Source organism: Tenacibaculum sp. M341, from assembly GCF_004337695.1.
Classification (GTDB): Bacteria; Bacteroidota; Bacteroidia; order Flavobacteriales; family Flavobacteriaceae; genus Polaribacter.
This window is the reverse complement of record NZ_SJXJ01000021.1, coordinates 62,104-75,255: the sequence shown is the minus strand read 5'-3', so window position 1 is coordinate 75,255 and position 13,152 is coordinate 62,104. Positions and strand designations below refer to the sequence as shown.

Annotated in this window: 10 protein-coding genes; 3 read left to right on the top strand and 7 right to left on the bottom strand. The window is 30.7% G+C overall.

The features are described 5' to 3' along the window. Positions 1-205: 205 nt before the first annotated feature. A complete protein-coding gene (locus tag EYW44_RS18400; RefSeq protein ID WP_132726124.1) occupies positions 206-1,450 on the bottom strand; it encodes a tetratricopeptide repeat protein in 1,245 nt (414 codons plus the stop codon). 33 nt (positions 1,451-1,483) lie between these two features. Beyond that, positions 1,484-3,982 carry a DNA gyrase subunit A gene (gene gyrA, locus EYW44_RS18395; protein WP_132726122.1) on the bottom strand — a complete coding sequence of 833 codons (2,499 nt, stop codon included), beginning with the start codon at positions 3,980-3,982 and terminating at the stop codon, positions 1,484-1,486. A gap of 300 nt (positions 3,983-4,282) precedes the next feature. Here gyrA and EYW44_RS18390 point away from each other — a divergent pair, with 300 nt between their 5' ends. From EYW44_RS18390 to EYW44_RS18380, 3 genes are all read left to right on the top strand, one after another. Next, positions 4,283-6,838: an ATP-dependent Clp protease ATP-binding subunit gene (locus EYW44_RS18390; RefSeq protein WP_132726119.1), complete on the top strand. Its 2,556-nt coding sequence runs from the start codon at positions 4,283-4,285 to the stop codon at positions 6,836-6,838. 91 nt (positions 6,839-6,929) lie between these two features. Then, a complete protein-coding gene (locus EYW44_RS18385; protein ID WP_132726117.1) occupies positions 6,930-7,877 on the top strand; it encodes a septum formation inhibitor Maf in 948 nt (315 codons plus the stop codon). Positions 7,878-7,985: 108 nt separating this feature from the next. Beyond that, on the top strand, positions 7,986-9,638 hold the full coding sequence (locus EYW44_RS18380) for an ArnT family glycosyltransferase (RefSeq protein WP_132726114.1): 1,653 nt from the start codon (positions 7,986-7,988) through the stop codon (positions 9,636-9,638). A 1-nt stretch (position 9,639) separates the two neighbouring features. On the opposite strand, the gene EYW44_RS18375 is transcribed toward EYW44_RS18380, so the two are convergent. The 5 genes from EYW44_RS18375 to EYW44_RS22725 all read right to left on the bottom strand — a co-directional run bounded on the left by EYW44_RS18375 (position 9,640) and on the right by EYW44_RS22725 (position 13,056). After that, entirely contained in the window at positions 9,640-10,188 is a 549-nt protein-coding gene (locus tag EYW44_RS18375; RefSeq protein WP_132726112.1) for a GNAT family N-acetyltransferase, read from the bottom strand. 54 nt (positions 10,189-10,242) lie between these two features. Beyond that, positions 10,243-10,575 (bottom strand): hypothetical protein, encoded by a 333-nt coding sequence (locus EYW44_RS18370; protein ID WP_132726109.1) that lies wholly within the window; start codon positions 10,573-10,575, stop codon positions 10,243-10,245. Positions 10,576-10,592: 17 nt separating this feature from the next. After that, the gene (locus EYW44_RS18365; RefSeq protein ID WP_132726107.1) at positions 10,593-11,165 is read right to left on the bottom strand and encodes a phosphatase PAP2 family protein; all 573 of its coding nucleotides are present in this window, start codon (positions 11,163-11,165) and stop codon (positions 10,593-10,595) included. Continuing rightward, the gene (locus EYW44_RS18360) at positions 11,155-12,204 is read right to left on the bottom strand and encodes a peptidylprolyl isomerase (RefSeq protein ID WP_132726103.1); all 1,050 of its coding nucleotides are present in this window, start codon (positions 12,202-12,204) and stop codon (positions 11,155-11,157) included. Before EYW44_RS18360 ends, EYW44_RS18365 begins: the two co-directional genes overlap by 11 nt. A 66-nt stretch (positions 12,205-12,270) precedes the next feature. Next, complete coding sequence (locus EYW44_RS22725) at positions 12,271-13,056, bottom strand: FKBP-type peptidyl-prolyl cis-trans isomerase (protein ID WP_132726100.1); 786 nt, start codon at positions 13,054-13,056, stop codon at positions 12,271-12,273. Positions 13,057-13,152: the final 96 nt, after the last annotated feature.

Sequence of the window (13,152 nt, the reverse complement as noted above, 5' to 3'; positions counted from 1 at the left end):
TATTTCTAATTCTATCATATCTTTGCTTAGTACTTGGTACATAGGGTTGTGTTTTTATGTTTCGCAACACAAATATCTACAACCCTTAATTTTTTCTCAAAAAAAGTCAAGATGACTTCTACTTCTAAAAAAATTAATTAAAAAGAAAAAGCCAAAAAGTTTAAACTTTCTGGCTTTTTTCGTCAACAATAATGTTGCAATAATATTATCTCATTGATTTGTATAAATCTCTGTATTCTTTAGATTTAGCACTCATCTCTAAAACATCATAAATACTCATTAAAGACTTTACAGTATCTACGTTTCTGTTTAACTGATCTGCTTTCTCTAAATATGGTAAAGCTTCTTTATAAACACCTTTTTGCTTTAAAGCTAATGCATCGTACTTTTTAAAGTTAGATAAGTTCTTGTTCATTTCTTCAACAATTGCCTTTTCTCTATCTAAAATTACTACAGAAATGTTCATGTAAGCATCAGAATAATCAGGCTTTAATTCGATTGCTTTCTTATAATATTTGATAGCATCTTCTCCTCTACCTTGGTTAAAGTTTACAACACCTAAGTTGTAGTATAATGTAGGATTATTAGGATCTAAAGCTACTGCTTCGCTCATTAACTCACCAAACTTATCCATTTTACCAAGCTTAATATACATATCAGCTTCATTTAATAATAAGTTTAAATCTTTTGGATTAGCTTTTCTAGCTTCAGATAATGCTGCAATAGCCTCATCAGTTTTACCTTGCTCTTTTAAGATTAATGCTATGTTTTTAACAATAGTAGCTGTTTTACCTTCTGTAGTTTCATCTACTGGATTAACATAATTACCAGCTTTTACCATCAAATCTCTTTGAGTTTTACTACCTAAGTTCTCTTTTTTATTGTTTGCCTTGTTAGTAGCATAATAGATCGTTTCTTTACCTGTATAACCAACATCTCTTAACTCTTTGTAATACTTTAAAGCATCGTCATAGTTTTTAGATTGTGTAGCACTTACTGCTGCGTTATATGCAAAAGAAGTATCCTTTGGACTTAACTTATAAGTTAAGTAGAAATATTTAGCTGCTTCGTCATAATTCTTTTCATTATTGTAAAGATTTACAGCTTTTTCAGAAACAGACTGAATAATTTTATTAATTACTGGCTTAGCATCAGAAGTGTAACGCTTTTTACCAATCTTCTTCTCAAAATCAAATAACTGATTAAAAGCAGCTACTGCATTTTCGTACTCTTTTTTTCCTACTAATGCTTGACCTTTTAAAAAGTAATACTTTGATTTATATTTATCATCCGCTCCTTCAATTGAAGATTCAAGAGATTTAACAACGGTTAGGGCTCCATTGAAATCATTATTATTAAGTGCTTTCTCTATAGACTTAAGCTCTTTCTTTTGAGCAAAAGATGCTAGAGTTAATAAACCTAAAGAAAATGCTAATACTTGTTTTCTCATTTTAGTCGTTTTTGTTATGTGTTATACGAATTCTTAATTTATGTTAGTTTCATTTTCAATTTCCGTGCCATTTTCATCTTCGTTTTCCTCTTCCTTCTCATGCTTAACCTTAGCAACGGCAGCGATACTATCATTATTTTTAATGTTTATTAATCGTACTCCTTGAGTTGCACGCCCCATCACACGCAAGTCTTCAACAGCCATACGAATCGTAATTCCCGATTTATTAATAATCATTAAATCATTAGAATCATCTACGTTTTTAATAGCGACCAAATTACCTGTTTTTTCTGAAATATTCAATGTTTTCACACCTTTTCCTCCTCTATTGGTAATTCGATAGTCTTCTAACTTAGATCGTTTTCCATAACCCTTTTCAGATACTACTAATATATTGCTTTCCATATCATTTACAGAAACCATACCTATTACTTCATCTTGTTCATGTTGTAAAGTAATACCTCTTACTCCAGAAGCTGTTCTTCCCATCGGACGTGTTTTCTCTTCTTCGAAACGAATTGTTTTACCCGATTTTAATGCTAACATTACTTGACTATCACCAGTTGTTAACTTAGCTTCTAATAGTTCATCTCCTTCTTTAATGGTAATAGCATTAATACCATTTGCTCTTGGACGAGAGTACTGCTCTAAAGGTGTTTTCTTAACTTTACCTTTCTTAGTAGCCATAATTACATAATGATTATTGATGTAATCTTCATCTTTTAAATCATCGGTAACTAAAAATGCTTGTACTTTATCGTCTTGTTCAATATTAATTAAGTTTTGGATAGCTCTACCTTTTGTGTTTTTACCTCCTTCTGGTATTTCATAAACACGCATCCAAAATACTTTTCCTTTTTGAGTAAAGAACAACATGTGTTGGTGGTTTGTTCCTACGAATAAGTGCTCTAAGAAATCTTCATTTCTTGTAGTCACTCCTTTCTGTCCTCTACCTCCTCTATTCTGAACTTTATACTCGTCTAAGTTTGTTCTCTTTACGTAACCTGCGTGAGATATTGTTACTACAACCTTTGAGTTAGGAATCATATCTTCGATTCTCATATCTCCACCAGCATACTCAATTACAGAACGACGCTCGTCACCGTATTTATCACGAATTTCTTCTAACTCTTCTTTGATAATTTGATAACGTCTTGGCTCATTAGCTAAAATATCTTTTAAATCTGCAATAGTTTTAACTATTTCATCATATTCAGCTCTTAATTTATCTTGTTCCAGTCCTGTTAACTGACGAAGACGCATTTCTACAATTGCTCTTGCTTGAATTTCAGTTAACTCAAAACGCTTAATTAAGCTAGCTCTAGCTTCATCTGCATTAGAAGAACCTCTAATAATAGCTATTACTTCATCAATATTATCAGAAGCAATAATTAAACCTTCTAAAATATGTGCTCTTGCCTCTGCTTTCTTTAATTCAAATTCTGTTCTTCTAACAATTACTTCATGTCTGTGATCAACAAAATGATGAATTAATTGCTTTAAGTTTAATTGCTCTGGACGACCTTTTACCAAAGCGATGTTGTTAACACTAAAAGACGTTTGAAGCTGAGTATACTTAAATAATTTATTTAATACGATATTTGGAATTGCATCACGTTTTAATACATAAACAATACGCATTCCTTTTCTATCAGACTCATCTCTAATACTTGCAATACCGTCTAATTTCTTATCATTCACTAAATCTGCGGTCTTTTTAATCATTTCCGCTTTATTTACCTGATAAGGAATTTCAGTAACAATAATACATTCGCGTCCTTTCACCTCTTCAATAGTAGCTTTAGCACGCATTACAATACGTCCTCTACCTGTATGAAAAGCATCTCTTACACCATCATATCCATAAATGATACCTCCTGTTGGAAAATCAGGAGCTTTGATGTGTTGCATTAACTCATCAATCTCAATATCTCTATTATCAATGTAAGCAACAGTACCATTAATAACTTCAGTCAAGTTATGTGGTGCCATATTTGTTGCCATACCTACAGCAATACCAGATGCTCCGTTTACTAATAAACCAGGAACTCTTGTTGGTAAAACAGTTGGTTCTTTTAAAGTATCATCAAAGTTTAATTTATGATCAACAGTATCTTTTTCAATATCTGATAACATTTCTTCAGATATTTTCTTCATTCTAACCTCAGTATAACGCATTGCAGCAGGGCTATCTCCATCTACCGATCCAAAGTTACCTTGTCCATCAATCATCATATAACGCATACTCCAATGTTGCGCCATTCTAACCATAGAGTCGTATACTGAAGTATCACCATGTGGGTGATATTTACCTAAAACCTCACCTACAACCCTTGCAGATTTCTTGTAAGATCCAGTAGATTTAATTCCTAATTCATGCATTCCATATAATACTCTTCTATGTACTGGTTTTAAACCGTCTCGTACATCAGGTAAGGCTCTTGAAACAATAACTGACATTGAATAATCAATGTAAGCTGACTTCATTTGCTCTTCAATATTAATCGGAATTAACTTTTCGCCATCTGCCATATTAATCTTTTTATAATATTAGAATTCTTTCGTTAAAAAAGTGAATTTTAAAATTCTAAAATCCACTTTTATTAGCTAAATATTAGCATCTATATAACATTGCAAGATATTATTTTAACTAAAAACTCCCAATTATAATTCAATAATTTTCATTTAACTTATTAACAATATAAATGGCTTTTCAACAGTTTTATCGCAAATAACCTTACTGTCTTTTTGTCCTTTTTTACAAGTGGCACCTTTTTTGTGTTTTTTCTAAAAAAAATTCTTATTAACTTTACAACTAAAGAAAATTAATTTATGGACGAAAATTTTTCACCAGAAGTTAGAGATGTTATTACTTTTAGTAAAGAAGAAGCCTTAAGATTAGGACACGACTTTATTGGAACTGAACATCTTTTATTAGGTTTGATTAGGAAGGGAGATGGAAAAGCTATAGATATATTGTCTACATTTAATATAGATCTGAATTTAATTCGCAATAAATTAGAAAGACTTAATCCATCAAACTCACTAAGTGATTTAAGCCAAAAAACAAACTTGCATTTAACAAGACAGGCTGAAAAAGCTATAAAAACGACCTTTTTAGAAGCTAAATTGTACCAGAGTAATGCTATTGATACAGCACACTTGTTATTATGCATATTACGTAACGAGAACGATCCGACAACAAAATTATTGCAAAAGTATGATGTTGATTACGATCAAGCTAAAGTGATGTATAAAGAACTAAATATAGAAGACGGTAGCTTACCAATTAACCCCGTAGCAGAAACATCTGGAGATGATTTTGCTGAAGACAAGTCTGATTATGGTCAACAATCACAGAGAAGCAAACCTGCCAAAAAATCTAAAACTCCTGTTTTAGACAATTTCGGAAGAGATTTAACTGCACTAGCAGAAGGAGGCAAACTAGACCCTGTAGTTGGTAGACTGAAAGAAATTGAACGTGTATCACAAATTTTAAGTAGACGTAAAAAGAATAATCCAATGCTTATTGGAGAGCCTGGTGTAGGTAAATCTGCAATTGCTGAAGGATTAGCTTTACGTATTGTGAACAGAAAAGTATCTCGTATTTTATTTGATAAACGAATTGTTTCGTTAGACTTAGCTAGCTTAGTAGCTGGTACAAAGTACAGAGGACAGTTTGAAGAACGAATGAAAGCGTTAATGAACGAGTTAGAAAAGAACGATGATATTATTTTATTTATTGATGAAATACATACCATTGTTGGTGCTGGTGGTGCTACTGGTTCGTTAGATGCTTCTAATATGTTAAAACCAGCATTAGCTCGTGGAGAGATTCAATGTATTGGTGCAACAACCTTAGATGAATACCGTACAAATATTGAAAAAGATGGTGCTTTAGAACGTCGTTTTCAAAAAGTAATGGTAGACCCAACTACGGTTGAAGAAACTGTTCAAATTCTTCACAATATTAAAGGGAAATACGAAACACACCACAACGTTGAGTTTACTGACGAAGCTATTGAAGCTTGTGTAAAATTAACGAATCGATATATGACGGATCGTTTTTTACCAGACAAAGCTATTGATGCTTTAGATGAAGCTGGTTCTCGTATCCACATTACTAATATTGTTGTTCCTCAGCAAATACTTGAGCTTGAATCTAAGCTTGATGAAATTAGAGAACGTAAAACAAAGGCAGTTAGTGGTCAAAAATATGAAGAAGCTGCAAAATTAAGAGACGACGAAAAGAATATTGAAACTGCACTAGACTCTGCTCAACAGCAGTGGGAAGAAGACTCTAAATTACATAGAGAAACTGTTACTGAAGAAAATGTTGCTGAGGTAGTTTCTATGATGACAGGAATTCCTGTAAATAGAGTTGCTGAAGCGGAAAGTAATCGTTTAGCTGAGCTTCCAACATTAATTCAAGGAAAAGTAATCGGTCAAGATAACGCTGTTACTAAAGTGGTGAAATCTATCCAGAGAAACAGAGTTGGTTTAAAAGATCCTAACAAACCAATTGGTTCATTTATTTTCTTAGGTTCTACAGGTGTTGGTAAAACTCAATTAGCAAAAGTATTAGCTCGTGAGTTATTTGACTCTGATGATTCTTTAATTAGAATTGATATGAGTGAATACATGGAGAAATTTGCTATTTCCAGATTAATTGGTGCGCCTCCAGGTTACGTTGGATACGAAGAAGGTGGTCAGTTAACTGAAAAAGTACGTCGTAAGCCTTATTCTGTAATTCTTTTAGATGAGATTGAAAAAGCGCATCCTGATGTATTTAATATGCTTTTACAAGTTTTAGATGATGGACATATTACAGATAGTTTAGGTAGAAAAATCGATTTTAGAAATACAATTATCATCATGACTTCTAATATTGGAGTTAGAAAACTGAAAGATTTCGGTGGTGGTGTTGGATTTGGTACACAATCTAAAAAAGAACAAGAAGATGAGCATGCTAAAAGTATTATTGAAGGTGCTTTAAAGAAGTCTTTTGCTCCTGAATTCCTAAACCGTATCGATGATGTAATTATCTTTAACTCTCTAGAGCGTGAGGACATTCACAAAATTATTGATATCGAGTTAGAGAAACTTTTAAATCGTATTGCTGATTTAGGTTACAACTTAAACTTAACCGAGAAAGCAAAAGATTATATTGCTGATAAAGGTTTTGACAAACAATATGGTGCTAGACCTCTTAAACGTGCAATTCAAAAGTACATTGAAGATGCTTTAGCTGAAGAGATTGTTAACTCTAAACTTGATGAAGGTGATTCTATTTTTATGGATTTAGACGAAAGTTCTAAAAAATTGACCATTAAAATAGAGAAAGGTGACAAACCTGCAGAAACAAGAACAGAAATTGACGAAGAATAATTAAATACAAAACCTGAGTTTTACAACTCAGGTTTTTTTATTCTCTATTATCGTTATAATTGAAAATCATAATATTTGATATTCCATCATTATGAAATCACAAAAAATCTTTTCCTACTTTTTCATTTTATTTTTCTTCTTAACAACTCTTATTAGTTTTCATTCATGCAGCAATGCAAATGCTTCTGAAAAAGTAAAACCTACTTTGACTACTGAAAAACCAAGCAGAAAAGTAAATAAAAAACTAAAAGATTATTGGTTTGATGGTAATGCTGAAATTTCAAGTTACAATTTAGAACAGGTAAGATATGGTGAAGTACACAAAGGAACAGCAACACTGGTTTATGTTACTGAACCTTTTTCTAAAAATTCAAACACCAAAGCTGATTACCCTAATAAAAACAATGTTTCTGTTTTAAAACTTAATACCACCAAAAAATTCACTACAGGTATTTATCCATATTCAATGATGAATAGTACTTTCTTTCCTTTTGAAAATGAAAGTAGCTCTTTAAAAATAGCTTCATCTATGCAAGAATGGTGCGGAATGACTTATGTAGAAATGAAAAACAAAAAAGATCTTATTTTTAATTTCAACTCATACTTTGAAGGAGCCTCTTTCAAAAACAAAAAAATAAGTAAAGCTATTTTAGAAGATGATTTATGGTCTTACATACGCTTAAACCCTGAATCTCTTCCTACCGAAAAACATACAGTTATTCCTAGCTTTTTTTATCTAAACTCAATGCATAAAGATTTTAAAGGTTATGAAGCTGACATAACTTTAGATGCCAATGACACCTTTACTGTTTACAAAATTGAATATCCTAGTTTACATAGAGTTTTAGAAATTACTTTTTCTTCTAACTTTCCTTATAAAATTATTAGTTGGAAAGAAACCTATGATAGCGGTTATGGAAAAAACAGAAAAACATCAACAACAAAAGCAACTTTATTAAAAACTTTAAAAATTGATTACTGGAATAAAAATAAAAACAGTGATCACTATTTAAGAAAAGAACTAAAGTTAGAAGATTAAATATCTAAATTATACTGAGTTTATTTGTTAATATGCTAACCTTCTTTTTTAAGAAAACCTTTACTAAAAGAAGTTGACGAAATTATATTTATTTATAGCTTTGCACAAATGAAAGCAATTCTACAATCGAAGTATTTTCTTCCTATATTTTTAGTTTTTTTAGCTGTTATTAACTTAATTCAAGGTTACACTACTGAATTAATTGCTGATGAAGCTTATTACTGGACTTACAGTAATGAATTAGATTGGGGATATTTTGATCACCCTCCTATGGTGGCTCTTTGGATTACTATTTCTAAATTTTTTATTGCTTCTGGAGAATTAAGTGTTCGATTTTTTGCTGCATTTACACTTTCTTTAAGTTTTTATTTGATTTGGCTTACAATTAAGCATCCTAAAAAAGAAGATTACAAATGGTTGTTTGTACTATTAATATTAGCTACTTCTCTTTTTAATGCCTACGGATTTATAACTGTACCAGACACTCCTTTAATGCTTTTTGCTTCGTTATTCTTTTTAGGCTACAGAAAATATTTAGATAATAAATCTTTTTTAAGTTATATACTATTAACCGTTTCTATGGCTGCTATGCTCTACAGTAAATATCAAGCCATTTTAATTATTTTCTTTGTTTTAATTTCTAATTTAAAAGTATTGAGAGATGGTAAAATATGGTTGACTGCATTAGGTGTCATCTTTTTATTCTCCCCGCATTTATTATGGCAAATAAACAACGATTTCCCTTCTTTTAAATATCATCTTTTCGAAAGAAAAGAACATACAATATACTACCCTAGAGATACCTATATGCACTTCGTAAATATGATTGCTATTATTGGCTTTACATTTCCGATTGTTTATAAATCTCTTTTAAAAAATCTAAAAACTAAAGATCCTTTTCAAAAGGGATTGAATTTTGTTGTCTTCGGATTTATCATCTTCTTTTTCATTAGTACATTTAAAGGACACGCCCAAGCACAATGGATTGTTCCTATTTCGATTCCATTGATTATAATTCCTTTTAATTACTTATTGAACGCTCAAAAAGGCATTAAAACTTTTAAAATTCTTGCTTTTATAACCATTGCTGTTACAACCTTTCTTCGATTTGCAATGGCTAATGATGGAATTTTACCTCATCAGTTTGAAATGCACGGTAATAAAAAATGGGTTAGCGAACTTAAAAGTAAAGTAAAAGATCAAAACCCGCTATTCATTAATTCATACCAAAACACCTCTTTGTATTGGTTTTATACTGGGCAAAGACCTTATCAAATAAATGCTTGGTATAGTAGAAAAAATCAATACGATTTATACAACTTCAATAAAACCTATCATACAGATAGTATTTTATTGGTGAATACTGGAAGGTTAAAAAGTACTGATTCTTTAATCAAAAAGAACAATAGGAAACTGTTTATAAAAAGTATTAATGGTGCTTATGAAAGACATACCAGTTCATTTATAACAATACCAGATTTTGTAACAATTACAAAAGACGCAAAAAACCGTATTCCTATTAGCTTTAACCAAACTACAGATTCTTTTATTGATAATCCTAACCTAAAAATAGAAGTCGTATTAAAATCTGATAAATTAAAGAAATCTTACCCTGCCACTTTAAAGAACAATGTCATACGATTTATTGTGCCTAAATTGGAAGAAGATTTTATCCCTACTCAAATACAAATTGTTGGTACTACAAATAATCTAGTTCAGTCAACAAGATTAAGTAAAACATCAACTGTTATCAATAAATAAATTAATTCCAATCCCAAAGTACGATATTCCATTCATCTAACTCATCATGAAAAGTATGTATGGTACTAAAACCAATCTTTTCATGAGCTCTAATAGATCTTGGATTACTTGTAGAAATAGAAGTGATACAGGCATCAAATTCACTTGAATACACTTCTTTGTGTTTTTGATATAACGATTTAAAAATTCCTTTTCCTCTAGATTTTTCAGCAATACATATTTGTCCCATTATGTAATAATTGAGCTTTTGTAGAGAAGTTCCATTAAAACTTAATGTTTTTAATTTTTCAAACATAGGAACAAGCGTTGGTACATTTCTTTTTAATTCTTTTACCATTACCAAGGCATACCCTACTACTTCATTTTCATCAACTGCTATAATTTGCCTTGCTTTTTTATTCATTAAAGTTAACGTCGCTAAATCATGCTTTACAGTCACAAATCCGTTTGCTTGTTTCAAATCATCAGAAACATTATCATAATGATTTGCTTTTTGTAGCTCTAAAATTTGTTGCAACTCCAATTCTGAATCCACTAGCTTTAATTCCATTGTTTAAGGTTTTAAAACTAAAAATAATGATAGTTAATTAAACTAAAAGAATTTTTATGTGTTTCTTTTAAGAATAGCAATTACACTAAAAATAAAACTAACCAAAATAAAAACGATTTGAAGTAGTATTAATTTAGATCTAAAGAAGGACTCATCACTTCTTTTATGTCTAGACGATTTATTCGTTTTTATAATTTCAATTGCCTTCTCCTTTACAAATTCTATATGCTGAGACTCTTGAATCTCTCTTACCTGTATATTGGTATAAGTATCATTCTTTGTCCTTAATATATCGGCTTCCTTAAAGTTATGAAACCAAATATACACTCCTAAGCCTAGGAGTATAATTGACAAAACTGAAATTATATACAAACTACTATTTTTCATATTAATAGTTTGTATAGTTATTTCAATTCATCTTTAAAAACTTTTTTGAAAACAAACTTGAATAAGTAATAAAAAGATATTCCTATAATTGTTCCTGAAACATAACCAACGGTTACATCTACAGGATAATGTACTCCTAAATAAATTCTACTATACCCAAACACCATCGGAAACAAAATCAAAAAGTAAATGTACTTGTAGTTTTTTCGTAATAGTGATATGATAAACACAGTAAAAGCAGTAGATAAAGAAGCATGACCTGACCAAAAACTAAAACCTCTTGGTTTATAAGATAAATTTCGTAAATATTCTTGCATTTCAGGAGTATTACAAGGTCTAGTTCTTGCCGTTAAGCCTTTCACTAAATTTGTAAATTGATCAGAGAAAGCAACCAATATTGCAATGAATAATAATGTGAAAGCAGCTTTTTTTACTCCAAACTGTCTAACTAACAAGAATAATATGATTAGAAACAAAGGAATCCAATTCAATTGATTGGTTATAACTAACCAAATTGGATCCCATTGCTCACTTCCTAAACTATTTAAATAAATTAAGATCTGTTGATCTAAAGATAAATTATTTTCCAACTTTTAAAACTTCTATTTCAAAAATAAGGTCGGTATTTGGCTTTATAACTGGTAACCTTCCTACTTCACCATATCCTAAATAACTAGGTATAAATAAACGAGCCTTTTCACCTTCACGTAACATTTTAGCTCCTTCTTTCCAACCTGCAATTAAAGGAAGATTAGGATCATTAATTACAAAAGTAAAAGGTTTATTTCCATCTAAACTAGATGCTATTTTGTTTCCTAAGTCATCAAATAAAGTATAATGAACTGTTGTAGGTAAATCAGGATTCACTTCTTTTCCTTTACCTTCTTGTAATTTTAATACTTTTAAACCTGAACTTGTAGTTGTAGATCCGTAGTACCCTAAATCTTTTTTAATGTTCTCTTTTGCTAATGCTATCTTTTCTTTTCTTTCTTTCTCTCTTTGCTCAGCATTTCCTATTTCCTGCAAAAAAACTTCAGCTGCATTGAATTTTTTTGCCTTATTTCCTACTCTAATAATTTCTACTTTATTAATGTAGTCTCCTTTTACAATAGTATCAACAATATTTTGACCTAATTTTACTTTTCCAAAAATAGAATGCTTACCATCTAACCAAGGAGTTTCTTTATGCGTAATAAAAAACTGTGATGAATTTGTTCCTGGTCCAGAATTGGCCATAGATAAAATACCTTTTGAATCGTGCTTATAAATTAACTTTCCTGTTTCATCTAAAGGAAATTCATCATCAAAACGATATCCTGCACTACCTCTTCCAGTTCCTGTAGGATCTCCTCCTTGAATCATAAAATCTTTAATTACTCTATGAAACTTTATACCATCGTAATAAGGTTTTCCTTTTAATGAATCTGTTACTTTTGGATTACTTCCTTCAGCTAAAGAAACAAAATTTGCTACTGTCATAGGAACTTCTTCTGCGTGTAACTGAATTAAAATATCCCCTTTATTAGTTTGAATATCTGCGTACAGACCTTCTGATAAATCTGGGTATTTTGCAGACTTACAAGAAACGATAAGTACTGCTATTAAAATTATAAATTTTATTGATTTCATGGTTGAGGTAAAAAATAAAGACATTAACAAAGGGTTTTGTTAATGTCTTTTGATTTGTTTTTTTATTTAGTGACCGTGACCGTCTCCTGCTGAATGCCCGTTAGTATTAGCCGCTTCTTTAATTTCAATTAATTCAACATCAAAAATTAATGTAGAAAATGGTTTAATTTTAGGTAATCTTCCCTGATAACCATATGCTAATTCTTGAGGAATAAAGAACTTATACTTTGCTCCTGGCTTCATTAACTGTAAACCTTCAATCCATCCTTTGATAACTTGATTTACTCCAAATTCAGAAGGAGTTCCTCTATCAACAGAACTATCAAAAACAGTACCGTCAATTACAGTACCATGGTAATGTACTTTTACTCTATCTGTAGCTTTTGGACTCTCTCCGTTACCTTCTTTAATTACTTGATATTGTAATCCACTTTCAGTAGTAATAATTCCACTTTTAGTTTTGTTATCAACTAAAAACTTCTCGTTTTCTTTCTTGTAATCACCGTATTCCTTTTCGGTTTTCTTTTTAGCTTCTTCCTCTCGCTGCTTCATTATTTCAGCTTGCTTTTTTTGGAAGTAAGCTCTCATAATACCTTCAGTTTTGCTAGGATCAAGTAAAAACTCTGTAGAATCTACTCCATTCATGAAACCTTGTAAATACACATCAAGATCTAAATCTTTAGCTATAGGATCAGACTTCATTCTCATTCCTGTACTTAAACCTACCGCATAACTTACAGAATCAATATTTGTCTCTAAACTTTTCTTTTTAGTTAACCCCGTACCACCGTTGTTACATGCTACAGCTGAAACACCTAGTACAGCTACGGCTAAAAACTTATTGATTTTCATTTATTTTGATTATTTTATATTTATTAACGTATCGTTAGTTTATGATTAAAGTGACAAATGTAACAGTTTCTATGTTTTTTTACATTCTTTAAAGTT

Excerpts from the sequence above, each read along its gene's own strand:
- gyrA (WP_132726122.1), bottom strand. The coding sequence starts at position 3,982 with ATGGCAGATGGCGAAAAGTTAATTCCGATTAATATTGAAGAGCAAATG.
- EYW44_RS18380 (WP_132726114.1), top strand. The coding sequence starts at position 7,986 with ATGAAAGCAATTCTACAATCGAAGTATTTTCTTCCTATATTTTTAGTT.
- EYW44_RS18360 (WP_132726103.1), bottom strand. The coding sequence starts at position 12,204 with ATGAAATCAATAAAATTTATAATTTTAATAGCAGTACTTATCGTTTCT.
- EYW44_RS18385 (WP_132726117.1), top strand. The coding sequence starts at position 6,930 with ATGAAATCACAAAAAATCTTTTCCTACTTTTTCATTTTATTTTTCTTC.
- EYW44_RS18370 (WP_132726109.1), bottom strand. The coding sequence starts at position 10,575 with ATGAAAAATAGTAGTTTGTATATAATTTCAGTTTTGTCAATTATACTC.
- EYW44_RS18390 (WP_132726119.1), top strand. The coding sequence starts at position 4,283 with ATGGACGAAAATTTTTCACCAGAAGTTAGAGATGTTATTACTTTTAGT.
- EYW44_RS18375 (WP_132726112.1), bottom strand. The coding sequence starts at position 10,188 with ATGGAATTAAAGCTAGTGGATTCAGAATTGGAGTTGCAACAAATTTTA.
- EYW44_RS18400 (WP_132726124.1), bottom strand. The coding sequence starts at position 1,450 with ATGAGAAAACAAGTATTAGCATTTTCTTTAGGTTTATTAACTCTAGCA.
- EYW44_RS22725 (WP_132726100.1), bottom strand. The coding sequence starts at position 13,056 with ATGAAAATCAATAAGTTTTTAGCCGTAGCTGTACTAGGTGTTTCAGCT.